The sequence below is a fragment of the Streptomyces sp. CAI-85 genome, from assembly GCF_013363615.1.
Lineage (GTDB): Bacteria > Actinomycetota > Actinomycetes > Streptomycetales > Streptomycetaceae > Streptomyces > Streptomyces antibioticus_B.
In genome coordinates, this window is the sequence record NZ_JAANNX010000042.1 from 1 (window position 1) to 26,752 (window position 26,752).

Sequence of the window (26,752 nt, forward strand, 5' to 3'; positions counted from 1 at the left end):
CGGGCGCGACCGTCGCCTGGGTCACCGACCCGATGCACGGCAACACCTTCGAGGCGGCCTCGGGCCACAAGACCCGCCGCTTCGACGACGTGCTCGACGAGGTGAAGGGCTTCTTCGAGGTCCACAAGGCCCTCGGCACCCACCCCGGCGGCATCCACGTCGAGCTGACCGGTGACGACGTCACGGAGTGCGTGGGCGGCGGCGACGAGATCTTCGTCGACGACCTCCACCAGCGCTACGAGACGGCCTGCGACCCGCGGCTGAACCGCAGCCAGTCCCTGGACCTGGCGTTCCTCGTCGCGGAGATGTACCGGGACCAGTGAGGGCGGCCGGCAGCGGCTGAGACACGTGGTGGGGCGCGGATCACATACGATCCGCGCCCCACTCCACTTTTGCGGTTCCTATAAGCCGGGTAAGGTTAGGTTAGCCTCACCGATCAAGCGGGACGGCGCCACATCATCGATCCCGGCGGGAGGTGGACCGCGTGTACGTGTGCAGTTGCTTCGGAGTCACCGAGCAGCAGGTCAAGCAGCACGCGGCGGACGGCGCCTGTACGCCCCGCCAGATCGCCTCCGCCTGCAAGGCGGGCACGGACTGCGGCTCGTGCGTCCGCCGGATCCAGGCCATCCTCGGCCGGGGCGCCTGCCCGCGCCGGGACCTGGCCGACCAGGGCAAGCCGGTCCTCGCCGAACTGGACGAGGCGGCCTGAGCGAGCCCCGGGCTCGCCGGCTTACTGGCTTTCTGGCTTTCTAGCTCTCGGGCTGCTCGATGACCTGCGCGATGTAGAGCGCCTCGCCGAGCTTCTCCAGCAGTTCGAGCTGGGTGTCGAGGTAGTCGATGTGGTGCTCCTCGTCCTCCAGGATCGACTCGAAGATGTTGGCGGACGTGATGTCGCCCTTCTCGCGCATCACCTTGATCCCGCGCTTGAGGCGGTCGATCGCCTCCACCTCGATCAGCCGGTCGGCCTCGAACATCTCCTTGACCGTCTGGCCCACCCGCACGTGGAACAGCCGCTGGTAGTTCGGCAGCCCGTCCAGGAAGAGGATCCGGTCGGTCAGCACCTCCGCGTGCTTCATCTCGTCGAACGACTCGTGGCGGGTGTACTTCGCGAGCTTCGTCCAGCCGAAGTTCTCCTGCATCTTCGCGTGCAGGAAGTACTGGTTGATCGCCGTCAGCTCGCCGGTGAGCTGTTCGTTGAGGAATTCGATGACCTCGGGGTCGCCCTGCATCGCAGAGGCTCCTTCCGCATGGGGGATCGGGGAGGTTGCCGCCGCATGATTTCACCCGCTCCCGAAGATCGTCCAGTAAGTGCGTACTTAGTAAGTTAGTCCATGCTTAGTGGCAGTTGCCCGATTCCGGACATGGCTGGTCATGTGCACCGCTCCGGGTCTGTCAGGATGGAGCCATGGGTCAGTCGGTGGAGCACGGAACAGGACAAGCAGCAGCGTCCGAGCTTCCGCCGGGACAGCGCCTCCAGCGCGGCTGGCCGGTCACCCACTACGGTCCGGTACCCAAATTCCGGCCGGAACGCTGGGAGTTCAGGGTCTTCGGCGCCACCGCCGACGGTGCCAAGCACTGCTGGAACCACGACGAGTTCACCGCCCTGCCGTACACCACCGTCGTGGCCGATCTGCACTGTGTGACGAAGTTCAGCATGCTCGGCGCGGAGTGGGGCGGGATCCCGGCCAGGACCGTGCTGGACATCGCCCCGCCCGCCGCCGATGTCACCCATGTGATGGTGTGGGCGGAGTACGGTTTCAGCTCGAATCTGCGTCTCGCGGACTTCGCCTCCGAGCGCACCATCTTCGCCACCCACAAGGACGGCGAACTCCTCACCGCCGAGCACGGCTTCCCGGTCCGTCTGGTCGTCCCGCACCTGTACGCCTGGAAGGGGCCCAAGTGGGTCCGCGGCGTCGAGTACATGACCGCCGACCGCCGCGGCTTCTGGGAGGAGCGCGGCTATCACAACGTCGGCGACCCCTGGCGCGAGCAGCGCTACTCGTACCAGGAGGAGCCCGGGGACGGCCCCGAGCTCTGACGCCGTCAGTGGTGGTACCGGTGCACCACCGCGTGGCCCCGGCCGCGGCCGATCATCCACTTGTTGACCGGGGTCGTGAGCACGAACGCGACGGCCAGGGCGATCGCCAGCGCGCCCCAGAACAGCGCGTCGCCGAGACCGGCGTCCATCGCGCCCGGCCACAGCACGATCACCCCGTTGTCGACCAGTTCCATCACGGCGATCGACAGGGTGTCCGCCGCCAGCGCCACCCGGACCGCCGCCCGCAGACCGACGCCCGCCTTCAGCACGCCGCGCAGGGTGAGCGCGTAGCCGAAGAAGAAGGCGAGGACGATCGCCAGGACCAGGGTCGCGGTATTGCCCCAGCCCAGCGCGGTGCCGACGACCATGCCGAGCACCTCGCCGATGGCACAGCCGGTGAGGCAGTGCAGGGTGGCGCGGACGGCGGTCGCCCATGAGCCGTCCGGCGCTGCGCCGTGGCCGTGCCCCGGGTGCTCGTGCGCGTGCTGCTCGTGCGCGTGTGCTTGGTGCGTCTCGTGCCGCATGAGTGCCCCCAATGCCAGGTGACGGTTCCCGCGCTCCATGGGAACCGTGTACCCGAACCGTATACCCCCCAGGGGTATTCCCGAAGGGGTCGGGACGGCTATCCGTCGCGCAGTTTCTTCAGCCGTTCCACGTCCGCCGCGTGGCCCTCCTTGCCGCCGGGGGTCTCGATGATCAGCGGGACGCCCTCGGTCGCCGGGTGTGTCATCAGGGCGCGGAAGGGGTCCTCGCCGATGTGGCCGGCGCCGATGTTCTCGTGCCGGTCCTTGTGCGCGCCGGCCACGTCCTTGGAGTCGTTGGCGTGGATCAGCTTCAGCCGGCCCGCGCCGACCGTGTCCACCAGCAGGTCCAGGGTGCGGTGCATCCCGTCCGGGCCGGTCAGGTCGTGGCCGGCGGCGAAGATGTGGCAGGTGTCCAGGCAGACGCCGAGCTTCGGATGGGCGTCCAGCGCCTCGAAGTACGGTCCGAAGTCCCAGGTCCGGGAGCAGAGCGAGGAGCCCTGGCCCGCCGTGGACTCCAGCAGGAGGAAGGGGTCGTCGTCCTCGGTCAGCTCGTCCAGCAGGGGCAGCAGATGCTCGCGGACCTGCTTGAGGGCCACCGACCGGTCCCGTCCGCCCGTCGCGCTCCCGGTGTGCACGACCACGCCCAGCGCGCCGATCTCCCGCCCGCGGCGCAGCGAGTGCCGGAGCGACTCCACCGACTTCTCCACGGTCGCCTCGGTGTGCGACCCGAAGTTGATCAGGTAGGGGGCGTGGACGTACGCCGGGAGGTTCCGCTCGGCGCAGGCGGTGCGGAACGCCTCGTCCTGGGCCGGGTTGCCGGCCGGGGTGGCCCAGCCGCGCGGGTTGGCGACGAAGACCTGGACCGTCTCCGCCTTGAGGTCCTGGGCGTACGACAGTCCGACGGAGTGCAGACCGCCGGCCACCGGGACATGGCCGCCGACGGGGTTGCGGGAGGGGGAGGGGCGCTGAGAACTCACCCCTTCAGGGTGTCATGCTCCCGCGCCCCGCCCGTCAGCGGATGGTGATCGTGATCGTCGAGCCCTTGGGCGCCTTGTCGCCGCCCGAGACGGACTGGCTCTTGACGGTGTCGCCGAAGAGGCCGAGCAGACCGCGGTCCTCGTCGACGTCGAATCCGGCCGCCTCCAGCGCGTCCTTCGCGTCCCCGACGCTGTCCCCGACCACGTCCGGGACCTCGACCATCTCCGGGCCCTTGGACAGCGTCAGCGTGACGGTGTCGCCCTCGCCGAGCTGGGCGCCCTCCTCCGGCGACTGGGCCGCGACCTGCCCCTTGTCGAACTCGGAGTTGATCTCCTCGCTCGCGACCTCGACCTCGAAGCCGGCCTCCTCCAGCTCGGCCCGCGCGTCGTCCAGGGAGTCGCCCGTGACGTCCGGGACGTCCAGCGCGGGGCCTTTGCTGACGACCAGGGCGATCGCCGAGCCCGCCCGGCGCTCGGTGCCGGACTCGGGGTCGGTGCTGATCACGAACCCCTTGAGCACGTCGTCGCTGAACTCCTTGGTGACCAGCCCCGGCGCCAGCCCCTCCGTCTTCAGCCGCTGCTGCGCCTTGTCCAGGCGGGTGCCGGCCAGATCGGGCACCTTCACCGTCTCGGGGCCGTCGGAGACGACCAGGGCCACGGAGTCGTTCTTCCGGATCCGCGCGCCCGGCTTGGGGTCCGTGTCGATGACCGTGCCGCGCTTGACGGTGTCGCTGTACGCGTGCGTGACCTTGCCGACCTCGAGTCCGGCCGCCTCCAGGCGCTGTTCCGCGCGCTCCTGGGTCTGGGTGAGCACCGCGGGGACCTTGGTGAACTGGCCGGAGTTGATGTACCAGACGCCGGCGCCCACGCCGAGCACCAGCAGCACCACGGTGACCAGCGCGAGCACCCCGCGCCGGGGGCGCGGGAAACCGCGCCCCGCGGGCGGCGGCGGGGGCGGCGGGCTCTGGAAGCGGGAGGTGCGGTTCATCGGGTCCGCGCCGCCGGGGCCGTACGGCGTCCCGGGCTCGCCCGGTTCGTCCTCGTTCACCGGGAGGGGGCGGGGGACCGTCAGGGAGCGCGGGATGACGCTGGTGCGGTCCTCGGCGTTGTCGTGGGCCGCGGACAGGGCCTGCGGCGGGACGGCGTCGAGCTGTTCCTCGCTGAGCGCGGCGCGCGCCGCGCGCACCTGCCCGAGCAGCGCGACCGCGTTGTACGGCCGCACCTCCGGGGTGCGCGCGGTGGCGGAGGCCACGACCTCGTCCAGTTCGAAGGCGAGGCCGGGCACGATCGCCGAGGGCGGCGGGACGTCTTCGTGCAGATGCTTGTAGAGGACGATCGCGGGGGACTCGCCGTCGTGCGGCTTCTCGCCGGTGAGCATCTCGTAGAGCACGACACCGCACGCGTACACGTCGACCCGGGCGTCGGCGGTGCCGGGCGTCTCGACCTGTTCGGGCGCGAGGTAGGCGACGGTGCCGAGCACCGCGCCGGTGGTGCTGGTCACGGTGTCCACGGAGCGCACCAGACCGAAGTCGGCGACCTTGACCCGGCCGTCGTCCCCTATCAGGACGTTCTCCGGCTTCATGTCACGGTGCACGAACCCGGCCCGGTGGGCGGCGCCGAGCGCGGCGAGGACCGGCTCCAGGATGTCGAGCGCGGCCCGCGGCTGGAGCGCCCCGCGCTCGCGCAGCACGTCACGCAGCGTGCACCCGGCGATGTACTCCATGGCCAGGTAGACGTACGACCCGTCGGTGCCCTGGTCGAAGACCTGCACCACGTTCGGGTGGGCGAGGCGGGCGACGGACTTGGCCTCGCGGATGAACCGCTCGACGAAGGTGCCGTCGGCGGCGAGTGCCGGATGCATCACCTTGAGCGCGAGCACACGGTCGAGGCGGGTGTCCACGGCCCGGTAGACCGTGGCCATCCCGCCGACCGCGATCCGCGCCTCGACGCGATACCGACCGTCGAGCACCTGCCCGACCAGAGGGTCCTGAAGGGTCGTGTCCACGCAGCGAGTCTACGAGGCACCACCGACACACCTCCCGCTTCCGCCCCATCGGAGCAGGACTGCGGCCGAGCTGTGACGGAGCGCGGAGATGCGGGGGGCTTGTGCTTCGGGGGCACGGCCCCCCCGGGAGTCAGAAGGCGGGGCGTTCAGGGTCCAGGGCGGCCAGGCCCTCCGTGGGGGAGGACGCCTGGGCGAACCAGCGGCGGGGGATGCGGCCCGCCAGCCGGGCCAGCCGGCCGGCCTCGACCCCGGCCCGCATGGCCAGCGCCATCCGCTCGGGGTCCTGGGCGCGGGTCACCGCCGAGGCCAGCATCACCCCGGCGCACCCCAGCTCCATCGCCAGCGCCGCGTCCGACGCCGTACCGGCGCCCGCGTCCAGGATCACCGGCACGCGCGCGTGCTCGACGATGAGCTGGAAGTTGTGCGGGTTGCGGATGCCGAGTCCCGAGCCGATGGGGGAGCCCAGGGGCATCACCGCGGCGCAGCCCACGTCCTCCAGCTTGCGGGCGAGGACCGGGTCGTCGTTGGTGTACGGCAGCACGGTGAACCCGTCGTCCACCAGGGTCTCCGCCGCCTCCAGCAGCTCCACCGGGTCCGGCAGCAGGGTGCGTTCGTCGGCGATGACCTCCAGCTTCACCAGGGAGGTGCCGAGCGCCTCGCGGGCCAGCCGGGCGGTCAGGACCGCCTCCCCGGCCGTGAAGCAGCCGGCCGTGTTGGGCAGCACCCGGATCCCGAGCCGCTCCAGGACCGACAGCACCGAACCGTGCACCGTCGGGTCGACCCGCCGCATCGCGACCGTGGTCAGCTCGGTGCCGGACGCGACCAGCGCCCGCTCCAGCACCTCCAGGCTGGGCGCGCCCCCGGTGCCCATGATCAGCCGGGACGAGAAGGTCGTCCCCCCGAGGACGAAGGGATCGTCGGCCATGGCTCAGCCTCCCTGGACGGCGGTCAGGATCTCCACCCGGTCGCCCTCGGCGAGCGCCGTGGCGGGCCACTGCGCGCGCGGGACGACCGTCTCGTTGAGCGCGGCGGCCACCCCGGAGGGGGCCGGCGCCAGCGACCGTACGACGCTGTCGAGCGCCGTGCCGGAAGCGACCTCGCGCCGCTCCCCGTTGACCGAGATGGTGACGGACGGGCTCATGCGGGCTGCTCCAGGAGGGCGGCGGCGCCGAAGCGCCGGGGCGTGAAGGGACGGGCCTCGTCGGGGAGTTCACCGGTGGTCAGGGCGTGCGCGAGGGCGTCCCCGGTCACCGGGGTCAGCAGCACCCCGTTGCGGTGGTGGCCGGTGGCCAGCAGCAGTCCGTCCAGCTCCGTCGGTCCGAGCAGCGGCGCGTTGTCCGGGGAGCCGGGACGCAGTCCCGCGCGGGTCTCGGTCAACGGCAGTTCGGTGATCCCGGGCACCAACTCATGCGCGTCCCGCAGCAGTTCGTACACGCCCCCGGCCGTGACCGTGGTGTCCCAGCCCAGTTCCTCGCTGGTCGCGCCGACGACCAGCTCGCCGTTCTCGCGCGGCACCAGATACACATGGCTGCCGCGCACCACGGCCCGCACGGTGCGGTTCAGGAACGGCGCGTGGCGGGGCGGCACGGCCAGCCGCAGCACCTGCCCCTTCACCGGCCGTACGGGCGGCCGGACCGGGTCGGGGATCCCGGTGAGCCGTGCGCTCAGGCTGCCGCCCGCCAACACCACCTGTCCGGCGGCCAGTTCCGTCCCGTCGTCCGTGACCACCCCGGTGGCCCGCCCGCCGGTGACGGACAGCCGCTCGGCCCACGCGCGGTGCAGGGTCACGCCCGTGCGTTCGCAGGCGGTGACCAGGGCCGCGGCCAGCCGCCGCGGATCGACCTGATGGTCGCCGTCCACCCGGAGGCCGCCGCGCACGCCCGGCGCGAGCATCGGTTCGAGGCGGCGGCACTCGCGGCCCGACAGCCACTGCGAGTCGAGCCCCGACCGGGTCTGGAGCGCGTGGAGTTCCCGCAGATGCGCGCGGTCGTCGGCGTCCAGCGCGACCGCGAGCGTGCCGCAGCGCCGGTGGCCGACGTCCTGCCCGGTCAGCTCGGTCAGCTCCGCCACGAAGTCCGGATAGCGGTGCGCCGAGGCCAGGTTGAGGCCGAGCAGTGTCTGCTCGCCGTGGTGCAGTTCCGTGACGGCGGCCAGCATGCCGGCCGCCACCTGCGCGGCGCCGCCGCCCGGCGCCGGATCCACCACCGTCGTGACGAGCCCGCGCTGCGCGGCCCGCCAGGCCGTGACGAGCCCGATGATCCCGCCCCCCACCACGAGGACGTCTGCTGCTGGTGTACGCGACATCGGCGTCCAGCCCCTCCCTTCGCCGGCATGACCCGGATCAGGTTCGTACGGTCGGAGGCCGGCCAGCCTCCCTCTCAGCCCGGTCCGTCCGGGCTCCCGCGAGTGCTCTACGTTGGCCACCCTAGCCCGCCCGCGCACGTCTCAGTAAGGGAGCCTCCGCCGTGCCCCGCTCGCTCGACGGTCTCGTCCTCGCCCCCGTCGCCGACCAGGCCCCCGGCCAGGTCGGCACCCGCACCCGCTTCACGTACCACGAGGCCCAGGGCGTGATCTGGGCCGACTACGCGGGCGGTGACGTCGTACGCGGCCATCTCGTGGGTACCCGTAGGGGGGACCGGCTGGACTTCCGGTACGTGCAGCTCAAGCAGGACGGCACCACCTCGTCGGGGCACTGCGTGTCGACGGTCGGGGAGCTGCCGGACGGCCGGGTGCGGCTGACCGAGACCTGGGAGTGGGAGTCCCGGGAGGGCGGCGGCACGAGCGTTGTGGAGCAGGTCACGGAGCACGACCGCTGACTGACGTTCCGTCAGGTGTCTAAGGTGATCAGGTGAGCGAGCAGAGACTGGACGACGAGGGCAGGCCCACCGGACGGCGCGTGGTCGTCGCGGGTGCCGGGATGGCCGGGGTGCAGACCGCGGTCGCCCTGCGCGAGCAGGGCTTCGACGGCACGGTGACCCTGATCGGCGCCGAACCCCACCAGCCCTACGACCGCCCCCCGCTCTCCAAGGCCGTCCTCCTCGGCAAGGCCGAGCACTCCGCCTTCGACGTCGACTTCGAGAGCCTCGGCATCGACCTGGTCCTCGGCCGCGAGGTCCTCGGCCTGCGCCCCGCCGACCACGCCCTGGACACCGAGACGGGGCCCGTCCCCTACGACGTCCTGGTCGTCGCCACCGGCGCCGAACCGATCCGGCTGCCCGGCGCCGAGGGCGTCCCGGGCGTCCATCTGCTGCGCACCCTGGACGACGCGGAACGGCTGCGGCCCGTCCTCGCCGACCGGCACGACGTCGTGGTCGTCGGCGCCGGCTGGATCGGCGCCGAGTTCGCCACCGCCGCGCGCGAGGCCGGCTGCGCGGTCACCGTCGTGGAGGCCGCCGACCGGCCGCTCGCCGGAGCCCTGCCCGCCGAGGTCGCCGCCCCGATGACCGGCTGGTACGCCGACGCCGGCATCGACCTGCGCACCCACACGCGCGTGGAGCGCGTCGAGCCCGGCGCGGTCGTGCTGGACGACGGCTCACGGCTGCCGGCCGACGCCGTGGTGGTCGGCATCGGCGCCCGCCCCGCCACCCGCTGGCTGACCGGCTCCGGCGTCGAGCTGGGCGCGTACGGCGAGGTCGTGGCCGACGCCGCGCTGCGCACGTCCGTGCCCGAGGTGTACGCGGTCGGCGACTGCGCCTCCTTCCCGTCCGGCCGCTACGGCGAGCGGCTGCTCGTGCACCACTGGGACAACGCCCTCCAGGGCCCGCGCACGGTCGCCGCGAACATCCTGGGCGCCGCCACCGGCCGGCCCCCGGCGGTCTACGACCCGGTCCCGTACTTCTGGTCGGAGCAGTTCGGCCGCTTCGTGCAGTACGCGGGCCATCACGCCGCCGCCGACACCGTCCTGTGGCGCGGCGACCCGGCGGGACCGGCCTGGACGGTCTGCTGGCTGCGCGAGGACCGGCTGGTCGCCCTGCTGGCCGTCGGCCGACCGCGCGATCTCGCCCAGGGCCGACGGCTGATCGAGTCGGGCACGGCGATGGACCCCGGGCTCCTGGCGGACCCGGGCCGCCCGCTGAAGGCGGCCACGGCGTAGGGGGCGGCGCGGGGGCGTTGCCCCGGTCGGGGTGGCCCGGCTTCCGACTGTCAGTGGCAGATGGCAGGCTTGTCCCGTGACCGAGATTGACGCAAAGACCGATGCTCTCGTCCCCGCCTGGCTCACCCTGCCCGACATCGCGGAGATGCTCGACGTGGAGGTGACGCGCGTGCGGCAGCTCGTCAAGGACGGCCAGCTCATCGCCGTACGCCGAGGCGAGAACCGCGCCCTGCACGTCCCCGCCGCCTTCATCGACGAGGACAAGGTGGTCAAGGGCCTCGCCGGCACCCTGACCCTCCTGAGGGACGACGGCTTCACGGACGAAGAGATGCTGGAGTGGCTCTTCACTCCCGACCCGAGCCTGCCCGGCACCCCCGCGCAGGCCCTGAGCGAGAATCGCGGCACGGAGGTGAAGCGCCGGGCGCAGGCGCTCGCCGTCTGACCCGTCAGACCCGCCGATCCGAACCGTGACGGCGTGCGGGGCCCGCCCCGCACGCCACCGCCCTGGGGGACCCTCGTATGCCCGACACCGCCCGTGCCCGTCTCGCCGGCGCCCTGCTCTACCTCTGCACGGACGCCCGCACCCGGCAGGGCGACCTGCCCGAGTTCCTGGACGCGGTCCTCGCGGCCGGTGTCGACATCGTGCAGTTGCGGGACAAGGGCATCGAGGCGGCCGAGGAGCTGGAGCACCTGAAGATGTTCGCCGACGCCTGCGCCCGGCACGGCAGACTCCTCGCGGTCAACGACCGGGCGGACGTCGCCCACGCGGCCGGCGCCGACGTCCTCCACCTCGGCCAGGGCGACCTGCCGGTGCCCGCCGCCCGCGCGCTCCTCGGCGAGGACGTCCTGATAGGCCGCTCCACGCACACCGAGGCGGAGGCCGAGGCCGCCGCCGTCCAGGAGGGCGTGGACTACTTCTGCACCGGCCCCTGCTGGCCCACCCCCACCAAGCCCGGCCGGCCCGCCCCGGGCCTCGGCCTGGTCCGTCACACCGCGGCCCTGGGCACCGACCGCCCCTGGTTCGCCATCGGCGGCATCGACCTCACCAACCTCGACGAGGTGCTGGCCGCCGGTGCCCGCCGGGTGGTCGTCGTGCGGGCGATCACCGAGGCCGACGACCCCGGCGCGGCCGCCGCCGAGTTCGCCGGCCGGCTGCGCAAGGCCCAGGACGCGTGACGCGGGACGGGTGACGGCGCAACCGCGAGGGCCCCGCACGGACGGGGGCGTGTTTCGGCCGCGGATCGTCCCGAAGGGTGGACAACAGGCCGACAATTCGGGCAAATATCCGGCATCCGGTTGGGTGACCACCGACGGCCTGGCTAACCTGCGGGTATGGCCCTCGGAACCGCATCGACCAGGACCGACCGCGCACGCACCGTCCGCGACATCCTGGCCACCGGCAAGACGACGTACTCGTTCGAGTTCTACGCGCCGAAAACCCCCCAGGGCGAGAAAAGCCTGTGGAACGCGCTCCGCAGGGTCGAGGCGGTCGCCCCCGACTTCGTCTCCGTCACCTACGGCGCCGGCGGTTCCACCCGCGCCACGACGGTCCGTGAGACCCAGCAGATCGTCGTCGACACCACCCTCACCCCGGTCGCCCACCTCACCGCCGTCGACCACTCCGTCGCCGAGCTGCGCAACATCATCGGCCAGTACGCCGACGCCGGGATCCGCAACATGCTCGCCGTGCGCGGCGACCCGCCGGGCGACCCCATGGGCGACTGGGTGCCGCACCCGCAGGGCCTCACCTACGCCGCCGAGCTGGTCCGGCTGATCAAGGAGTCGGGCGACTTCTGCGTGGGCGTCGCCGCCTTCCCGGAGATGCACCCCCGCTCCACCGCCTGGGACACCGACGTCGAGCACTTCGTCGACAAGTGCCGGGCCGGCGCCGACTACGCGATCACCCAGATGTTCTTCCAGCCCGAGTCGTATCTGAGGCTGCGCGACCGGGTGGCGGCGGCCGGCTGTGACACCCCCGTCATCCCCGAGGTGCTCCCGGTGACCAGCGTGAAGATGCTGGAGAGGCTGCCGAGACTCAGCAACGCCCACTTCCCCGGGGAGTTGAAAGAGCGGATCCTCACAGCCAAAGAGGATCCGGCCACTGTACGCTCCATGGGAATCGAGTTCGCCACGGAGTTCTGCGCTCGGCTGCTGGCCGAGGGAGTGCCCGGACTGCACTTCATCACGCTCAACAGCTCCACGGCGACACTGGAAATCTACGAGAACCTGGGCCTGCACCACCCGCCGCGGGTCTAGACCGGTCGCACCGACGTACGACACACTGCGTAGCGGCCATTGGAGAGGGGCGTACATGGGCTGGACGGTCCTCTACATCGCGTTCGGCATCGTCGCGCTGTGGCTGCTCGGTGAGGTGCTGCTTCAGTACAAGGCGCGGCTGCGCTGGCGGCTGCTGGCGTTCGCGGGCTTCCTGGGCGTCGTGCTCGGTGTCCTGATCCCGTCGGTCGTCGTCATCGGGCTGGGCGCGGCCGCCTTCGCGGTCGGCCAGACGTACGTCACGCTGTCGTTCCGCCGCGGCTTCGCCGAGGGCTGGGCCGTCCGGCGCGGAGGCGCCGAGTCCGAGGCCGACGACGCCATCGAGCCCCTGCCCAAGCGCCGCCGCGGCAAGAACGCCCAGGACCCGGCCCTCGACCCCCTGGGCCAGGAGCCCGGCGAGGCCGGCTACCTCGACGCCGACGGCGGACAGCCGTCCTACGGCGACACCGCGGCAGCGGGCTACGACCGGGCCCCGGGCGCCTACCCCGACGACGACTTCGACCGCGACGACGTCTTCACCCCGGCCGCCCGCGGCCCCCAGGCCGACGCCGAGAGCACCGCCGTCTACGAGCCGCAGCCCCTGCCCGACGACACCGGCTCCTACGGCATATACAGCGACACCGCCTACGCGACCGCCGCGGGCCAGCCCCAGGACCAGTACGCGGCGGCGGCGCAGGCCGGCACCGACCAGACCTACGGCTACGACGGCTACTCCGGGTACAACCAGCAGCAGTACGGCTACGACGCCACCGGCGAGCAGCAGTACGCCGCCTACTCCGACCCGTACATCGGCACCCAGACCTACGGCGGCGGCAGCTACGACACCGGCTACGGCCAGCAGCAGTACGGGCAGCAGGGCTACGGCCAGGACCAGTACGGCACCGGCGGCTACGAGACCCCGGCCGCCGGGGTCTGGGTCCCGCAGCAGCGCACCGACGACTCCTACGGCGGCGACCTCCCGCCCGACCAGCAGTCCTACCCCTACCAGGGCGACGGACAGCAGGGCCAGGGTCCGGGCAACGGCTACGACGAGCAGCAGTACCGGTACTGACCCGGGCGGGGCTCACTGCGAGCCGCGGAACTCCGGCCCCTCCACGATCAGCCCCGCCACCAGCGCGCCCGACATCCCCGCGTGCGGCAGCCCGCCGCCGGGGTGCGACCAGCCGCCGACGGTGAACAGACCGCTCAGCCCCGTCCCGTTCCCCGGGTGCAGCAGCCGGCCGTCCGCGGCGGCCAGCGCCGGCGCCGGGACCGCGCCGCCCGCCGCGCCCGTCTCCGCCGCGACGTCCGCGGGCGTGCGCACCTCGTGCCACAGGATCCGGCCGCGCAGACCGGGTACGGCCCGCTCGGCGACGGCGATCACCCCCGCCACCCACGCCTCGCCCGGCTCCGCCCCCGCCGGGACCACCGTGCTCAGCGTCACCGCCTCATGGCCGGAGTCCGGGACCAGCGCCGGGTCGTCCGGCCGCAGCACCGTGACCGTCGGCCGCGCGGGGGCCGCCGGGACCGTACCGAACAGGCTCTCCAGCTCGGCGTCACGGTCCTCGGTGTGCACCACCGTGCGATGCGCGGCGCCCTCGGGGCGGGCGCCCCGCAGCGCCAGCAGTACGGTCAGCCGGCTCGGCAGGCCCCGCTGCGGCGGCACCTCGGCCGCCCCGCGCGCGGGCAGCCACGGGGCGTTGCCGGGGGCGAGCACGAAGTCCGCCTCCTCGGCCTCGCCGCCGGCCAGCTCCACGCCCGTCACGGCGCCGTCCTTCTCCACCACCCCGGTGACCTCGGCGCCGAACCGGAACGTCACCCGGCGGGCCAGACACCGCTCGTACACGGCCCGGGCCAGCTCCCGCATCCCGCCGCGCACGTACCACATCCCGAAGGCGTGCTCCATGTACGGCAGCACCGCCGCGCTCGCCGGGGCCGTCCGCGGATCGAGGCCGTACGCGAGCGCGTGCCCCTCCAGCAGGGCGGCAAGCCGTGGATCGCGCAGCTCCCACGCGGCGACCTCGGCGAGCGTCCCGGCCCGCCGGGTGCGCAGCAGCCGCTTGTGCGGCACCGCCGGGTAGGGCTCGCGCTCCGCCAGGACCCGCCAGTCGGGCCACAGCGGCTCCTCCAGGAGCGGCCGGCGGGTGCGGTCCCACGCCTCACGGGCCCGCACCAGGAAGTCGCCCCAGCGCTGCCCGGCGCCCGCGCCGAGCGCGTCGTCCAGCGCCGAGACGACACCCGCGCGCGAGGCGTTCGGCAGGGACACCTCGGTGCCGTCCGCGAACACGTGCCGGGCCGACGGATCGACCTGCACCAGCTCGACACAGGACTCCAGCGGCTCCTTGCCGGTCTTCACGAACAGATCGCGCCACACCGCGGGCAGCGGGAGCAGCCCTGGGCCGGTGTCGAACCCGAACCCGTCCCGCTCGAACCGGCGCACCGCGCCGCCGTACGTCTCCGACCGCTCGTACACCACCACCCGGTGCCCCGCGACCGCCAGCCGCGCGGCCCCCGCCAGCGCCCCCGTCCCCGCCCCGACCACCGCAATCCGTGCCATGCGGCCGACTTTATCGACCGCGGCCGACAGCGCCGGGGACGGGTGCCGTCAGGCAGGTGGTTCCGGTGGGTGGTGGATCAGACGGCGCTCCTCGCGGCGTTGGGCCCGGCGGCGCAGGAAGCGGCGGATGCGGGAGATCAGGAAGAACAGGATGACCAGGCCGGCCACGAGCAGGACGGCCGCGATCACCGCCGCCGCGACCGGGTGGAACAGGGCGAACGTCACGATGCCGGCGACTCCGAGGTCCTCGGCCAGGCTCACGATGACGTTGCTGAAGGGCTCCGGGGAGGTGTTGACCGCCATCCGGGTGCCCGCCTTGACGGCATGGCTGGCCAGTGCGGTCGTACCGCCGAGGACGCCCGCCGCCGCGTCCGACAGGGAGCCGCTCTGCCCGGCGAGCACGGCCCCGATCCAGGCACCGGCGGCCGGCCGGATCAGGGTGTGGACCGTGTCCCACGCCGAGTCGACGTAGGGGATCTTGTCGGCGACGGCCTCGCACAGGAACAGCACGCCCGCGACGATCAGCACCTCGGGGCGCTGGAGCGTCTCGGGGACCTCGTCGGTCAGACCGGCCGCGCCGAACAGGCCGAGCAGCAGCACCACCGCGTAGGCGTTGACGCCGCTGGCCCAGCCGCTCGTGAAGACCAGGGGGAGTACGGACACGGGGGCGATCGTAACCAGACGGGCCCGCCGCGTCCTGGGGTTGAGTGCGCAGGTCTGAGTACGCGTACTCAGGGAGTGAGTTGAGTACGCGCGCGGATGGGGGACGGCCCGCGCGGACGGAAGAGTGGAGGCACGGAAAGGGGCGCGGCTCCGGCACCGGCGACACGGGGCGCCGGAACGGAGCGGCCCTCGGTCCGTGCGGGGGGCGTGGGGGTGTGGCGCCGGTCCGTGACGGCCCGCGGGGGACGCGGCCGGCACGGACCGGCGCTCTCGTGCGTCAGGCGCCCTGACGGCTGCCGCTCACCCGCCCCTGGAGCAGCCGGGACAGCGCCGCGTGGACGTCGTCCAGCGAGCGCTCCGGCTGGAACGCCTGCCAGTCGAGCGCCGCCACCAGCACCATCCCGACCAGCGCCGCCGCGGTCAGCGGGACGTCGATCTCCGCGCTGAACTCGCCGCTCTCGACACCCTCGCGCAGCACCCCCTCGACCACCGCCACCGCCTCCTGCCGCACCACCATGAGCGTGGACTGCCAGGCCCGGTTGGTGCGCCACAGCTCGGCGACGTAGAGCTGGGTGAAGGACGGGTAGCGCTCGATGAAGACGAGCCCCGCGCGGACCATCGCGTCCAGCGCGTCGACCTTGCCGCCGCCCTCCCGGTCCGCCCGCTCGGCGGCGTCCCGCAGCGAGGCGGTGAGGAGTCCCACGCCGTGCCGCAGCAACTCCTCGAAGAGGACCGACTTGCTCGCGAAGTTGTAGTACACCGTGCCCTTCGCGACCCCGGCCCGCTCGGCGATCTCGTCCACCGTGGTGGCGGAGAACCCCTGCTCGGCGATGAGGGTGACGGCCGCCTCGTAGAGCTTCTGCCGGGTGGCCTCCCGGCGGGTGCGGCCGGTCGAGGTTGTGCTGCTGTCCATGGTCCCGATTGTCACAGCATCCCGGCCGCCCGTACGCCCGATCTTCACAGGCTCAGCTCCGGATGCAGCCGGTCCAGGGTCCACACCTGGCGGCGGCGCGCCGACAGTGCGGTCAGCGCGAGGGCGCCGGCGGTGAAGGCGACGAGCACCACGCACGCGTACGCCACCGGTTCCAGCCCGCCGCCCGTGATCAGCCGGCGCAGCGCCTCGACGACGTAACTCATCGGCAGGAAGGGGTGGATGGCGTTGAAGAAGCCGGGGCTGGTCTGCACCGGGTAGGTGCCGCCCGCCGAGGTCAACTGGAGCATCAGCAGGGCGAGGACGAGGATCCGGCCCGCCGCGCCGAAGCGCGCGTTGAGCCACTGCACCAGCGCCGCGAAGCACGCCGACACCAGGAACAGGAAGCCCACCGTCCCGGCCGCCCTGGCCATCTCCAGGCCGATCGCCCAGTGCAGCACCGCCATCAGGGCCGTCGTCTGGAGGATCCCGATCGCCACCACCGGCAGCCAGCCCGCCAGCGCGATCCGCCAGGCCGAGGCGCCGGCGGCGAGCGCGCGCCGGTTCATCGGCGCGATCAGCATGTACGCCACCATGGCGCCCACCCACAGCGACAGCGGGATGAAGTACGGGGCGAAGCCGGTGCCGTAGTTGGCCGCCTTGTGCATGTCCTGGGAGACCAGCTTCACCGGGTCGGCCATGACGGACGTCCGGGCGTCGCGGGCGTCTTTGTCGTAGTCGGGGATGCGCGCCGCGCCGTCGTGCAGTCCGCCGGCGAGCTTCCCGGAGCCGTCGACCAGCTTGAACATGCCGCCGTTGAGGTCCTCGGCGCCGTTCTTCAGCTCGCCGACGCCCTGGTTCAGGGTGCCGGCGCCGGTGTTGGCGGTGCCGAGCCCGGCGTGCAGCGCCTTCGCGCCGTCGGCGACCTTCGCCGCCCCGGTGTTGAGGGCGTTGACCTGCTTGACGGCGTCGTCGAGGTCCTCGGAGAGGTTCGGGGCCCGGTCGGCCAGTTCCTGGGCCTCGGTCCTGAGCGTCGCCAGGTTGGTGCGGAGCGTCTTGAGGTCGCCGTCCTGGTCGGCGATCAGCGTGTTGAGGTCGTCGGCGACCACCGCCACGTCGGCGGCGGAGTCCTTGGCCTTCTTCAGGTCCGCGCAGGCCGGGTCGTCGAGCACCTGGTCCTCGCAGCGCGCGAGATACACGGCGGCCAGGGCGTCCGAGGCCGTGTGGGCGCCCTCGGCGGCGGTCGGCGCCGCCTTCACCAGGGTCGCGAGGTGGGTGTCGACCACCTTCGCGGAGTCGGCGACGAGCTGGGCGGTGTCCCCGATGGTCTTCTCGTTGTCCTTCAGGAAGGGCGCCAGGGGGCCGGCGAAGCCGTTCACCTTGTCGGCCAGCGCCTGGGTGCCGTTCGCGACCTGCCGTGAGCCCGTCTCCAGGTCACCGGCCCCGCTGTCGAGCGTCTTCAGGCCCTTGGACAGCTTGCCGCTGCCCTTCTTGGCGTCCTTCAGCCCGTCGGCGAGGTCCTTGGAGCCCTTCTCCGCCTTCCCGATGCCGCCCGAGAGATCGTCGGCGCCGTCGGCCGCCTCCACGGTCGCGCCGTGGATGTCGGAGAACGAGATGAACATCTTGTCGAGGAACGACCGCGACGCCTTGGTGGAGGCGGCCGTGCGCACCTCGCCGAAGACCGTCCGCGAGATCTGCCCGACGATGTAGTTGTTCGCGTCGTTGGTGCGCACCTGGAGGGCACCGGTCTCGGGGGAGTCGCCCCCGCTGGAGGCGATCCGGGCGCTGAAGTCGGCCGGCATGGTCAGCGACAGGTAGTACGTCCCGTCCTCCACGCCCGCGCGTGCCTGCGCGGCGCTCACCTCGTGCCAGTCGAAGACCCGGCTGTCGCGCAGCCCCTCGGTGATGTCGTCCCCGGCGGTCAGCTTCTTCCCGTCGGCGGTCGTCCCGCGGTCGTCGTTCACCAGCGCCACGGGGATACGGTCGAGCCTGCTGTACGGGTCCCAGAAGGACCACAGGTACAGCGCGCCGTACAGCAGCGGGAGCAGCAGCAGCGCGACGAGCGCGGCCCGCGGCAGCTTCCCCCTGCCGAAGCGGCGCAGCTCAAGCGCGGCCAGTCTCGGCGAGCGCATCGGCCTTCCCCTCCTTGTGCTCGGTCTGCTCGGTGTCCTCGGCGGGGCCGGTGTCCTCGGCGGGCCCGGTCCGCTCCGCGGGTGCTGCGTCCCGTGCGGGTGCGTCGCCGTCCTCGGCGTCCTTGGCGTCCTCGGTGTCCGGCCGCCGGGGCCGGGTGGACAGGGCGACGGTGTCCTGCGGGGCCTCGGCGCACACCGCGAGGACGGTGGTGCCGGACCCGGTGACCGACCGCAGCAGGTCCCAGACCTCCGCGCTCTCGGCCTCGGACAGCTTCAGATCGGTGTCGTCGACCCCGAGCAGCCGCGGCCGTCCGACGAGCGCCAGCGCCACGGACAGCCGCAGCGCCTCGATCCGCTCCAGATCCCGTACGGCGGTCCGCGAGCCCTTGGGCAGCGCCTCACGGTCGAGCCCCGCGGCGGCGAGCGCGGTGTCGACGCGCAGCCTCGCCTCCGAGGCCCGCTCCGCGCGCGGGCGCAGCAGCTCCCGCACGGATCCCCCGAACCGCCGCTGGAGCAGCTCCCGCTCGCGCAGATGCTCCCCGACGGTGAGGGCCGGGTCGAGATCGGTGACCCCGGTGACGTGCGCGAGCGCGCTGACCCGGCGCACGGCCCCCCACTGCTTCGGCAACCGGGCCTCGCCCACGGTCGCCGTCCCCTCCGTGGCCTTCATCCGGCCGGTGAGCGCGAGCAGCAGACTCGTCCGGCCGGATCCGGACGGTCCCTCGATCGCGATCAGTGAACCGGCCGGGGCGTCGATGTCGACGCCCCGGAAGGCCCAGCCGCGAGGACCCTCCAGACCGAGGCCCTCGGCTGCGACGCGGATTCCGCTCACAGCTCCCCCTGACTCATTTTTGAACTGACTGGTCAGTGCAAAAACTAGCCCGAACCTTCGATCGAAGCAAAAGCCCAGGTCAGAACGGATTGTCAGTGGCATACCTCACGATGGGCACATACGGCACCACCCGACCGTGCGTGCCGTCACCCGACGACAGGAGGTTCGTCATGGCCAGCTACCACGCAGCCGCCGCCCACCGGCGCCGCGCCCTCGGCCCTGCCCCCTCACTGACCGGCCCGGCGAGCGACGTCCACCCCGTGCTGCGCCGCACCACGGCCCCGCCCGCCGCCCTCGACCTGCTCGCCCAGGCCCGCGCCGGACTGGACGAGGCCACCACCCTCGACACCCCCAACGAGCGCTACGCCACCGCCCACCTCGCCGCCCTGCGCACCGCCGCCGCCGTGCTCGCGGCGCGGGGCCGACCCGACCCGGCGCCCCGTCGGCGGGCGCGGATCCGCAGCGCCTGGGAGGTGCTGCCCGAGATCGCCCCCGAGCTGACCGAGTGGAGCGCGCTGTTCGCCTCCGGAGCCCGCCGCCGCGCCCGGGCGGAGGCCGGCATCGAGGGCGCGGCGAGCCGCCGGGACGCCGACGACCTGATACGCGACGTGGCGATGTTCCTCCGCCTCGTCGAACGGATGCTGGTGCTCCAGCCCGTCCTGCCCCAGCCCCGCCAGGACGGCGGCCGTCCGGACACCCCCGACGGCGGGCACGCGATACCGGACGCGGGCTGACCCGGGCGGGTCCGGCTCTCGCAGGTGGCCGCCGCCCCCCGGGCCCCTGTACCGGCCGGGTGCGGCGGTCAGGTGCGGCGACCGGGTGCGGCGACCTGGGCAAGGAGGCGGAGGCAATAGGGTGGAAGGTGCCTGAAGCCCGTCCGTCGCCCCGCGCCGGGGACCGGAGGGCACCCCGTTCGCTCCGCCGTGCAGCAGGCGGTGCCGCGCCGAGGAGTCAACTGCCGTGCCGGACCCGATGCGCCCCCGCGCCTCCCTCCGTACCGCCGTGGTCTGGGAGGTCCTCCAGGACGCCCTCGACCGCCGGGTCAAGGCCACCGGCCGTGAGGCGCTGGACGTCCTCGACACCGGCGGCGGCAGCGGCAACTTCGCGGTGCCCGTCGCCCGCCTCGGGCACCGGGTCACCGTCGTCGACCCCAGCCCCAACGCGCTGTTCGCCCTGGAGCGGCGCGCCGCCGAGGCCGGGGTCGCCGACCGCGTCCGCGGCGTCCAGGGCGACGCCCACGGCCTCTTCGACGTCGTCGAGCGCGGCGGCCACGACGCCGTCCTGTGCCACGGCGTGCTGGAGTACGTGGACGACCCCGCCGAGGGCCTGCGCAACGCGGTCGAGGCCCTGCGCCCCGAGGGCGTCCTCAGCCTGCTCGCCGCCGGGCTCGGCGGCGCCGTCCTCGCCCGCGCCCTCGCCGGCCACTTCAAGGAGGCCCGGCAGGCCCTCTCCGACCCGGACGGCCGCTGGGGCACCGGCGACCCCGTGCCGCGCCGCTTCACCGCCGAGCAGCTCACCGCCCTGGTCGAGGGCGCCGGTCTGCGGGTCGGCGCGGTGCACGGCGTACGGGTCTTCGCCGACCTCGTCCCCGGCGTGCTCGTGGACACCGAGCCCGGCGCGCTGGAGGCCCTGCTGAAGCTGGAGGAGGTCGCCGCGGAACTGCCCGCCTTCCACTCCGTCGCCACCCAGCTTCATGTGCTCGGTGAGACGCGAGGGGCCACCGGGGCCTGAGCGTCTCCTGGGCCGCGGCGCTGATCAGGGACTTGGCCGCACATGGAGTACGCCACAGGCCCCCCGTTCGGGCGCTGTGCGCCGTATGATCGAGGGAGACCGCCCGGCATGACGGGTCGGCCGCCGGGGAATGGAAACCTCAGCGAGCCGGGACGTCCATGGCGGGCGCCGGTTGGCCAAGTGGCGTAGAGGGGCGGGTTTCACGGGGGCGATTCCCTGCCTATCCTGAAGGGACCCCCAAGTCGCCCCGGCGACTGCACGATGAGGAGGACTCCGTGCCGCTCTCGGAGCACGAGCAGCGCATGCTCGAGCAGATGGAGCGAGCGCTGTACGCCGAAGATCCCAAGTTCGCGTCGGCGCTTGAGGGAAGCGGGCTGCGTACGTACACCCGGCGTCGGGTCTACCAGGCGGTCGCGGGCTTCCTCGTAGGTATCGCGCTCCTCATGGCCGGTATGGTCGCCAAGCAGGTCTGGCTCAGTGTGGTCGGTTTCCTGGTGATGCTGGGATGCGCCGTGCTCGCCGTGACCGGATGGCGCAAGGCCCCCAAGCCGGGCGAACAGCCCGCGGGCGGCGGTGCGCCGCACGCGCGCGGTCAGTCCCGGCAGAAGCGCTCCATGATGAACCGGATCGAGCAGCGCTGGCAGCGCCGTCGTGACGAGCAGGGTGGCCAGGGCCACTGACACCCCGATGTTCGTGAGGGGGTGACCACCCGCGGGTGGTCACCCCCTCACGCATGCCCGCCCGCCCCGGGCGGGGCGGGCGGGCGTCGTGCTCAGCCGTTCTGCCGGCCCGGCCGGCGCATCAGCCCCGTCAGCCGGTCCGCCCATGCCGGGGTCCTCAGCCGGGCCGCCCAGGACGCCTTGAGGGCCGTCCAGCGGTCCGAGAGGTCCCAGACCGCCCGCATGGCCGAACGCGGCGCGACCACGGCCCGGATCCGGGTGGTCCGGCCGACCCGCGCCCGCAGCGCCGCCCGCACCGCGCGGACCTCGTCCGCCAGCCCGGCCTCGGCCCGCGGCTCCGGAGCGAACAGCACCTGCTCCACCGCCCCGGCGACCCGGTGCACCGAACGGCCCACCGACGCGTCCAGCTCGCCGAGCCGCACGATCCGCTCCGCGGCCCGCCGCGGGGTCAGCGCCTCGTCCGGCTCGATGCCGTAGTCCCAGGCCGTGTCGGTCAGCTCCCGCCAGACCGCCAGCACATGGGCGACGGCCGCCTCGCCCGCCTCCCCGGCCGGGACGTCCAGCCGCACCGAACCGGCGGCACCCTCCGCCCGCAGATCGTCCGGGCCGGCCTCCTCACCCTTACGGCGGCCCGGGGGAGCCGAGCCCGCCGCGGAGCCGGTGTGCTGGGCCGACGCCAGCCGCACCGACCGCCGTCTCAGCCGCCACAGCATCGGCAGCAGCGGGAGGGCCAGCGCGCCCGCCCCGAGCAGCGACCACCCGGCCAGCGCGTACCAGGGGGCGCCACCGCCGCCCTGGGACACCGCGTCCACCGGGAGCGCGGCGGCGCAGGCCTCGGCCTCCTTCTTGTCCGCGGCCGCACAGCTCGTGCTCGCCGAGGGCGCGGCCGACGGCGCCGCGGACGCCGACCGGGACGCCTCCGGCACCTCGGGCACGGTGTCGCCGGAGGTGTCCGGCAGGGTGTACGACGGGGTCGAACCACGGGTCGGGGTGGGCTCGAAGCGCGTCCAGCCCACGCCCTCGAAGTACAGCTCCGGCCAGGCGTGCGCGTCCTTCAGACTCACCGCGACCGAGCCGTCCGCCTGCGGGGAGCCCGGCGCGAAGCCCACCGCGACCCGGGACGGTATGCCCAGGGTGCGGGCCATGGCCGCCATCGCGAACGAGTAGTGGACGCAGAAGCCCTGCTTGTCGCGGAGGAAGCGGGCGATCGCGTCGCGTCCGGAGCCGACCTCCACCTCGGTGTCGTACTCGAAGCCCCCGGTCACCGCGAAGTAGTCCTGGAGCTTCACCGCCTTCTCGTAGTCGCTCCCGGCACCCCGGGTGATGTCACGGGCCTGCCGCGCCACCACCGGCGGGAGGGAGTCCGGCACCTCGGTGTACGTGTTCCTGATGGCACCGGGCACCTCGCCCGCGTCGGCCAACTGCTCCCGCGTCGGCTGCACGTCCAGGCTCTTGACCTCGTACGTCTTGCCGTTGGTCTTCTGGCCGTGGTCGCCGACGAGCGTCATGCCGACCGGTTCGTACCGCCAGTTCCCGTCGATCCGCACACTGCTCGGCGGGTAGGGCATCGGCAGCCAGTCCTGCGCGTACCCGTCGGAGGCGGCGATCCGGGTGGTGATCTCGGAGCGCTTGACGTCCCCGCTCAGACCGCTGGGCGTCGGGAACTCGTCCGGCACGGCGACGATGTGGCGCTTGGACGGCTTCCACGTGGTGCCGTCGAAGTCGTCCAGGGACACGATCCGCAGATACAGGTCGGAGAGGTTGCCCGTGTTGGTGCGCAGGGTCAGGACCGTGCGGTCCTCGTCCATGTTCAGGCTGTCGCGCAGGGAGACCAGGGGGTTGACCGCGGAGATCGTGCCCCCGCCGCCGCTGCCCGCGCCGACCCCCGCGCCCGTGCCGTCCAGCAGACCGCCCTGGATGGCGGGCAGCGGCAGCAGCGGGACCACCAGGGCGACGCCCAGCGCGGCCATGCCGATCCGCCGCCCGGTGCGCACCGGGGCCACCGGGCCGATCTGTTCGCCCGGGGAGCGTGGGGCGCCGCCGAAGACCCGGCCCCACTGGGAGAGCCGCTCCCGTCCCTCGGCGAGCAGCAGCATCAGATAGCCGGCCGCGGCGACCAGGAACCACAGCCAGTCCGCGGCCGCGTCGGACAGCCCCGCGGCCACCGAGTACAGCGCCAGCAGCGGCAGACCCGCCGGAGCGGCGTTGCGGTAGGTCACCGCGAGGGTGTCCACCGCCAGCCCGATCAGCAGCACGCCGCCGATCACCATCAGCCGGATGCCGGGCGTCAGCGGGGCCGGGATGGCGTACCGCGTGACGTCGTCGGCGCCGGCCTGGAAGAGGTCGCCGAAGTGCCGGAACGCCTCCGGGCCGGGGATCAGCCCGCCCACGGCGTACTGCCGGGCGAAGACGAAGGTCAGCAGGATCAGCGTGACCAGGGCCTGGGCGGCCACCGTCAGCGGCCGGGCCAGCGGCACCCGGCGCGCGGCCGCGCCCACCCCGCACTGCACGGCCAGCAGGAAGGCCGCCTGGAAGATCCAGGTGGCCGGGTCGACCAGCGGCAGCAGGGCGCAGGCGGCCATCAGGGTGGCCGCCGCGGAGCACAGCGTCACTCTCGCCCGCCCGCTCATGATCCCGCCTCCCCGCCTCTGATCCCGCCGGCCGTCACGACGCCCGCGCGCTCCCGGTCCGCCTGCCGCCACAGCTCGCCCAGCGCGACGCCCCGGGGCACGCTCAGGGCCGTCCAGCCCGCCTCGCGCAGCATGCGCAGCCGCTCCTCCTGCTTGTTCATCGGATCGGGGGTGCCGTTCGGTTCACGCCCCGGCACATTTCCCGGCGCACCGCCCGGTGCACCGCCCTGTGCACCACCCGGGCCGTGTCCCCGGTCGTGTCCCGGTTCGCGTCCCGGTTCACGCCGGGACTCGCGTCCCCACGCGTCGCCGTCCAGCAGGAAGGCGACCGCGCCCCCGCTGCGCCGGCGCATCTTCGCGGCGACCGCCGCCTGCTCCTCGTCGATGTCGCCGAGGATCGCCACCAGCAGCCCCTCGTTGCCGCGGCGCAGCACGTCGTAGGCGTGGGACAGGCCGCTGCCGTCGGAGTGGTCGACCACCGCGAGGGTGTCCATCATCAGCCCGGCCGCGTCCGCCGAGCCGTCACCGGCCCCGGCGAAGCCCTCGACGCCCTCCCCGGGCACCGAGGTGCCGGTGTCCGTCAGCAGCCGTACGGAGAAGCCCCGCTCCAGCATGTGCACCAGCACGGACGCGGCGGCCGAGACCGCCCACTCGAAGGAGGAGTCGGGGCCCGCGCCCTCGTAGGCCAGGCCGCGGGTGTCCAGCAGGACCGTGCAGCGGGCGCGCTGCGGCTGCTCCTCGCGGCGCACCATCAGCTCGCCGTAGCGGGCGGTGGAGCGCCAGTGGACGCGCCGCAGGTCGTCGCCGTAGCGGTAGCCGCGCGGGATCACGTCGTCCTCGCCGGCCAGGGCCAGCGAGCGCTGTCTGCCGTCGCCGTAGCCCTTGGCCTCGCCGGTCAGCCGGATCGGGGGCAGGGGCTCCACGCGCGGGATCACGGTCAGGGTGTCGAAGGTGGAGAAGGACCGGGTCAGCTCGCACATGCCGAACGGGTCGCTCAGCCGCAACTGGAGCGGGCCCAGCGGGTAGCGGCCGCGCAGGTCCGAGCGGACCCGGTAGGACACCTCGCGGCGGCCGCCCGCCTCCACCCGGTCCAGCACGAAGCGGGGGCGCGGGCCGAGGACGTAGGGCACCCGGTCCTGGAGCATCAGCAGGCCCGTGGGCAGCCGCGAGACGTTGTCCATCCGCAGATGGACCCGGGCCTCGCTGCCGGAGGGCACCCGCGCGGGGGCGAGCCGGCGGCTGCCGGCCACCCGGTAGCGGGTGCGGTAGACGACGGCCGCGCAGATCAGCGGCAGCACGGCCAGCAGCATCCCGACCCGCAGCAGGTCGGGCTGGCCCAGGACGTACGCGCAGACCGCGGCCGCCACCCCGGCGGCGAGGAAGGAGCGGCCCCGGGTGGTCAGACCGGCCAGCGCGGTCCGGGCGGCGCCCTTCTCGCCGGGACCGGCGGACGGCTGCCCGGTCCCCCCGGCGGTCATCACAGCCTCCGGGGCGGCCGCCGGCTGAACGGCTCCGAGCCGACGCCGTAGTCGTGCTGCTGGGGTCCCGCGGGCACCGGGGTGCGCTGGAGGATCTCCTCGACGACCTGCTCGGCCGTCCGGCGGTTGAGCTGGGCCTGGGCGGTGGGCAGCAGCCGGTGGGCGAGAACGGCCACCGCGAGGTTCTGCACGTCGTCCGGCAGGGCGTAGTCACGGCCGCCCAGGGCGGCGGATGCCTTCGCCGCGCGCAGCAGATGCAGCGTCGCGCGCGGCGAGGCGCCGAGTCTGAGGTCGGGGTGGGTGCGGGTGGCCGACACCAGGTCGACCGCGTACCGGCGGACCGACTCGGCGACATGGACCCCGCGGACGGCGTCGATCAGCTTCACGATCTCGTGCGCGTGGGCGACCGGCTGGAGGTCGTCCAGCGGGCTGGCCCCGCCGTGCACGTCGAGCATCTGGAGCTCGGCCTCGGGGCTCGGGTAGCCGATGGAGACCCGGGCCATGAAGCGGTCGCGCTGGGCCTCGGGCAGCGGGTAGGTGCCCTCCATCTCGACCGGGTTCTGGGTGGCCACCACCATGAAGGGGCTGGGCAGCTCGTAGGTCTGCCCGTCGATGGTGACCTGGCGCTCCTCCAGGGACTCCAGCAGCGCCGACTGGGTCTTGGGCGAGGCGCGGTTGATCTCGTCGCCGATCACGATCTGCGAGAAGATCGCGCCGGGTTTGAACTCGAAGTCACGGCGCTGCTGGTCCCAGATGGACACGCCCGTGATGTCCGAGGGCAGCAGGTCCGGCGTGAACTGGATCCGCCGTACCGAACAGTCGATCGACCGTGCCAGCGCCTTGGCGAGCATCGTCTTGCCGACGCCGGGGACATCCTCGATCAGAAGATGCCCTTCGGCGAGCAGCACGGTCAGCGAAAGCCGTACGACCTCGGGCTTGCCCTCGATCACTCCCTCCACCGAACTGCGGACACGCTCCACAGTGGCGGTCAGATCTGTGAGGCTCGCTCGCTCGTCATAGGTCGTCACCCGGCCCTCCTCGGCCCGTACTTTCTCCGGGCCGACGCTCCATGCCTGCGGACCGGCCCACCCCGAATCACGTGCGCCACCCGCAAAATGTTCGGCGCGGCGTCACAACCGCATTCTTGCTGCCGTTACCGATTCGTGTCACTCGCCTGTGGACAACTGCTCGCGATATGTCTGTTCTATGGCCTTTTGGGCCCCTGGCGAACGGAAAATCAACAGCGGAA

27 protein-coding genes and 1 riboswitch are annotated in these 26,752 nt (G+C 73.2%); of the genes, 12 read left to right on the plus strand and 15 right to left on the minus strand.

From position 1 onward, the window contains the following. Nucleotides 1-323 (plus strand): 3-deoxy-7-phosphoheptulonate synthase (locus G6W55_RS28560; protein WP_175523672.1); only part of this gene is annotated, 323 nt, incomplete at its 5' end. Nucleotides 324-475: 152 nt separating this feature from the next. Beyond that, a complete protein-coding gene (locus tag G6W55_RS28565) occupies nt 476-709 on the plus strand; it encodes a bacterioferritin-associated ferredoxin (protein WP_037876430.1) in 234 nt (77 codons plus the stop codon). Between the two features lie 40 nt (nt 710-749). On the opposite strand, the gene bfr is transcribed toward G6W55_RS28565, so the two are convergent. Continuing rightward, a complete protein-coding gene (bfr, locus tag G6W55_RS28570) occupies nt 750-1,229 on the minus strand; it encodes a bacterioferritin (RefSeq protein WP_030794676.1) in 480 nt (159 codons plus the stop codon). A 176-nt stretch (nt 1,230-1,405) separates the two neighbouring features. Here bfr and G6W55_RS28575 point away from each other — a divergent pair, with 176 nt between their 5' ends. Next, nucleotides 1,406-2,038, plus strand: coding sequence for a sulfite oxidase-like oxidoreductase (locus G6W55_RS28575; protein WP_175523673.1), 633 nt, complete (start codon nt 1,406-1,408; stop codon nt 2,036-2,038). Between the two features lie 5 nt (nt 2,039-2,043). Here the strand turns inward: G6W55_RS28575 and G6W55_RS28580 are convergent, their stop codons facing one another. The 6 genes from G6W55_RS28580 to thiO form a co-directional block, all read right to left on the minus strand. Further along, nucleotides 2,044-2,562, minus strand: a complete 519-nt coding sequence (locus tag G6W55_RS28580; RefSeq protein WP_175523674.1) for a DUF4396 domain-containing protein — start codon at nt 2,560-2,562, stop codon at nt 2,044-2,046. A gap of 98 nt (nt 2,563-2,660) precedes the next feature. Continuing rightward, nucleotides 2,661-3,539 carry a deoxyribonuclease IV gene (locus tag G6W55_RS28585; RefSeq protein ID WP_175523675.1) on the minus strand — a complete coding sequence of 293 codons (879 nt, stop codon included), beginning with the start codon at nt 3,537-3,539 and terminating at the stop codon, nt 2,661-2,663. Between the two features lie 34 nt (nt 3,540-3,573). Beyond that, nucleotides 3,574-5,544 (minus strand): Stk1 family PASTA domain-containing Ser/Thr kinase, encoded by a 1,971-nt coding sequence (gene pknB / locus G6W55_RS28590; protein ID WP_175523676.1) that lies wholly within the window; start codon nt 5,542-5,544, stop codon nt 3,574-3,576. A 130-nt stretch (nt 5,545-5,674) separates the two neighbouring features. Continuing rightward, a complete protein-coding gene (locus tag G6W55_RS28595; RefSeq protein WP_030794691.1) occupies nt 5,675-6,469 on the minus strand; it encodes a thiazole synthase in 795 nt (264 codons plus the stop codon). 3 nt (nt 6,470-6,472) lie between these two features. After that, nucleotides 6,473-6,685 carry a sulfur carrier protein ThiS gene (gene thiS, locus G6W55_RS28600; RefSeq protein ID WP_085208647.1) on the minus strand — a complete coding sequence of 71 codons (213 nt, stop codon included), beginning with the start codon at nt 6,683-6,685 and terminating at the stop codon, nt 6,473-6,475. Beyond that, entirely contained in the window at nt 6,682-7,848 is a 1,167-nt protein-coding gene (thiO, locus tag G6W55_RS28605; protein WP_175523677.1) for a glycine oxidase ThiO, read from the minus strand. Before thiO ends, thiS begins: the two co-directional genes overlap by 4 nt. Next, nucleotides 7,846-7,958, minus strand: a riboswitch (TPP riboswitch). (Overlaps the previous gene by 3 nt.) 51 nt (nt 7,959-8,009) lie before the next feature. Between thiO and G6W55_RS28610 the strand changes: the two genes are divergently transcribed. The 6 genes from G6W55_RS28610 to G6W55_RS28635 all read left to right on the plus strand — a co-directional run bounded on the left by G6W55_RS28610 (nt 8,010) and on the right by G6W55_RS28635 (nt 12,962). Beyond that, on the plus strand, nt 8,010-8,360 hold the full coding sequence (locus G6W55_RS28610) for a hypothetical protein (protein WP_175523678.1): 351 nt from the start codon (nt 8,010-8,012) through the stop codon (nt 8,358-8,360). Nucleotides 8,361-8,440: 80 nt separating this feature from the next. Next, nucleotides 8,441-9,637, plus strand: a complete 1,197-nt coding sequence (locus G6W55_RS28615; RefSeq protein ID WP_175523702.1) for an NAD(P)/FAD-dependent oxidoreductase — start codon at nt 8,441-8,443, stop codon at nt 9,635-9,637. A gap of 76 nt (nt 9,638-9,713) precedes the next feature. After that, nucleotides 9,714-10,079 (plus strand): Rv2175c family DNA-binding protein, encoded by a 366-nt coding sequence (locus G6W55_RS28620; RefSeq protein WP_030794704.1) that lies wholly within the window; start codon nt 9,714-9,716, stop codon nt 10,077-10,079. A gap of 77 nt (nt 10,080-10,156) precedes the next feature. Then, on the plus strand, nt 10,157-10,813 hold the full coding sequence (thiE, locus tag G6W55_RS28625; RefSeq protein ID WP_175523679.1) for a thiamine phosphate synthase: 657 nt from the start codon (nt 10,157-10,159) through the stop codon (nt 10,811-10,813). Nucleotides 10,814-10,969: 156 nt separating this feature from the next. Continuing rightward, complete coding sequence (gene metF / locus G6W55_RS28630) at nt 10,970-11,893, plus strand: methylenetetrahydrofolate reductase [NAD(P)H] (protein WP_175523680.1); 924 nt, start codon at nt 10,970-10,972, stop codon at nt 11,891-11,893. Between the two features lie 55 nt (nt 11,894-11,948). Then, entirely contained in the window at nt 11,949-12,962 is a 1,014-nt protein-coding gene (locus G6W55_RS28635; RefSeq protein ID WP_175523681.1) for a hypothetical protein, read from the plus strand. 12 nt (nt 12,963-12,974) lie between these two features. Here G6W55_RS28635 and G6W55_RS28640 read toward each other — a convergent pair whose 3' ends face one another. The 5 genes from G6W55_RS28640 to G6W55_RS28660 form a co-directional block, all read right to left on the minus strand. Further along, nucleotides 12,975-14,447, minus strand: a complete 1,473-nt coding sequence (locus G6W55_RS28640; RefSeq protein ID WP_175523682.1) for an NAD(P)/FAD-dependent oxidoreductase — start codon at nt 14,445-14,447, stop codon at nt 12,975-12,977. Between the two features lie 48 nt (nt 14,448-14,495). Continuing rightward, on the minus strand, nt 14,496-15,110 hold the full coding sequence (locus tag G6W55_RS28645; RefSeq protein ID WP_175523683.1) for a DUF4126 domain-containing protein: 615 nt from the start codon (nt 15,108-15,110) through the stop codon (nt 14,496-14,498). 277 nt (nt 15,111-15,387) lie between these two features. Further along, entirely contained in the window at nt 15,388-16,023 is a 636-nt protein-coding gene (locus G6W55_RS28650; RefSeq protein WP_175523684.1) for a TetR/AcrR family transcriptional regulator, read from the minus strand. A gap of 44 nt (nt 16,024-16,067) precedes the next feature. Continuing rightward, nucleotides 16,068-18,152 (minus strand): YhgE/Pip family protein, encoded by a 2,085-nt coding sequence (locus G6W55_RS28655; RefSeq protein WP_175523685.1) that lies wholly within the window; start codon nt 18,150-18,152, stop codon nt 16,068-16,070. Continuing rightward, nucleotides 18,124-18,984: an ATP-binding cassette domain-containing protein gene (locus G6W55_RS28660; RefSeq protein ID WP_309243838.1), complete on the minus strand. Its 861-nt coding sequence runs from the start codon at nt 18,982-18,984 to the stop codon at nt 18,124-18,126. The genes G6W55_RS28655 and G6W55_RS28660 overlap by 29 nt, the downstream gene beginning before the upstream one ends. 170 nt (nt 18,985-19,154) lie before the next feature. Here G6W55_RS28660 and G6W55_RS28665 point away from each other — a divergent pair, with 170 nt between their 5' ends. The 3 genes from G6W55_RS28665 (at nt 19,155) to G6W55_RS28675 (ending at nt 21,395) form a co-directional block, all read left to right on the plus strand. Next, nucleotides 19,155-19,718 carry an SAV_6107 family HEPN domain-containing protein gene (locus G6W55_RS28665; protein WP_175523687.1) on the plus strand — a complete coding sequence of 188 codons (564 nt, stop codon included), beginning with the start codon at nt 19,155-19,157 and terminating at the stop codon, nt 19,716-19,718. A gap of 226 nt (nt 19,719-19,944) precedes the next feature. Continuing rightward, complete coding sequence (locus tag G6W55_RS28670; RefSeq protein WP_175523688.1) at nt 19,945-20,715, plus strand: methyltransferase; 771 nt, start codon at nt 19,945-19,947, stop codon at nt 20,713-20,715. Nucleotides 20,716-20,990: 275 nt separating this feature from the next. Further along, nucleotides 20,991-21,395 (plus strand): DUF3040 domain-containing protein, encoded by a 405-nt coding sequence (locus G6W55_RS28675; protein ID WP_175523689.1) that lies wholly within the window; start codon nt 20,991-20,993, stop codon nt 21,393-21,395. A 92-nt stretch (nt 21,396-21,487) separates the two neighbouring features. On the opposite strand, the gene G6W55_RS28680 is transcribed toward G6W55_RS28675, so the two are convergent. The 3 genes from G6W55_RS28680 to G6W55_RS28690 are packed head-to-tail and all read right to left on the minus strand — an operon-like array spanning nt 21,488 to nt 26,531. Further along, nucleotides 21,488-24,025: a DUF3488 and transglutaminase-like domain-containing protein gene (locus G6W55_RS28680; protein ID WP_175523690.1), complete on the minus strand. Its 2,538-nt coding sequence runs from the start codon at nt 24,023-24,025 to the stop codon at nt 21,488-21,490. Next, the gene (locus tag G6W55_RS28685; RefSeq protein ID WP_175523691.1) at nt 24,022-25,503 is read right to left on the minus strand and encodes a DUF58 domain-containing protein; all 1,482 of its coding nucleotides are present in this window, start codon (nt 25,501-25,503) and stop codon (nt 24,022-24,024) included. The genes G6W55_RS28680 and G6W55_RS28685 overlap by 4 nt, the downstream gene beginning before the upstream one ends. Beyond that, on the minus strand, nt 25,503-26,531 hold the full coding sequence (locus G6W55_RS28690) for a MoxR family ATPase (RefSeq protein ID WP_175523692.1): 1,029 nt from the start codon (nt 26,529-26,531) through the stop codon (nt 25,503-25,505). The genes G6W55_RS28685 and G6W55_RS28690 overlap by 1 nt, the downstream gene beginning before the upstream one ends. Nucleotides 26,532-26,752 lie beyond the last annotated feature (221 nt).

Coding starts and splice junctions, on each gene's coding strand:
- bfr (WP_030794676.1), bottom strand. CDS start 1,229: ATGCAGGGCGACCCCGAGGTCATCGAATTCCTCAACGAACAGCTCACC.
- G6W55_RS28575 (WP_175523673.1), top strand. CDS start 1,406: ATGGGTCAGTCGGTGGAGCACGGAACAGGACAAGCAGCAGCGTCCGAG.
- G6W55_RS28580 (WP_175523674.1), bottom strand. CDS start 2,562: ATGCGGCACGAGACGCACCAAGCACACGCGCACGAGCAGCACGCGCAC.
- G6W55_RS28595 (WP_030794691.1), bottom strand. CDS start 6,469: ATGGCCGACGATCCCTTCGTCCTCGGGGGGACGACCTTCTCGTCCCGG.
- thiS (WP_085208647.1), bottom strand. CDS start 6,685: ATGAGCCCGTCCGTCACCATCTCGGTCAACGGGGAGCGGCGCGAGGTC.
- thiO (WP_175523677.1), bottom strand. CDS start 7,848: ATGTCGCGTACACCAGCAGCAGACGTCCTCGTGGTGGGGGGCGGGATC.
- thiE (WP_175523679.1), top strand. CDS start 10,157: ATGCCCGACACCGCCCGTGCCCGTCTCGCCGGCGCCCTGCTCTACCTC.
- metF (WP_175523680.1), top strand. CDS start 10,970: ATGGCCCTCGGAACCGCATCGACCAGGACCGACCGCGCACGCACCGTC.
- G6W55_RS28635 (WP_175523681.1), top strand. CDS start 11,949: ATGGGCTGGACGGTCCTCTACATCGCGTTCGGCATCGTCGCGCTGTGG.
- G6W55_RS28640 (WP_175523682.1), bottom strand. CDS start 14,447: ATGGCACGGATTGCGGTGGTCGGGGCGGGGACGGGGGCGCTGGCGGGG.
- G6W55_RS28650 (WP_175523684.1), bottom strand. CDS start 16,023: ATGGACAGCAGCACAACCTCGACCGGCCGCACCCGCCGGGAGGCCACC.
- G6W55_RS28655 (WP_175523685.1), bottom strand. CDS start 18,152: ATGCGCTCGCCGAGACTGGCCGCGCTTGAGCTGCGCCGCTTCGGCAGG.
- G6W55_RS28665 (WP_175523687.1), top strand. CDS start 19,155: ATGGCCAGCTACCACGCAGCCGCCGCCCACCGGCGCCGCGCCCTCGGC.
- G6W55_RS28680 (WP_175523690.1), bottom strand. CDS start 24,025: ATGAGCGGGCGGGCGAGAGTGACGCTGTGCTCCGCGGCGGCCACCCTG.
- G6W55_RS28685 (WP_175523691.1), bottom strand. CDS start 25,503: ATGACCGCCGGGGGGACCGGGCAGCCGTCCGCCGGTCCCGGCGAGAAG.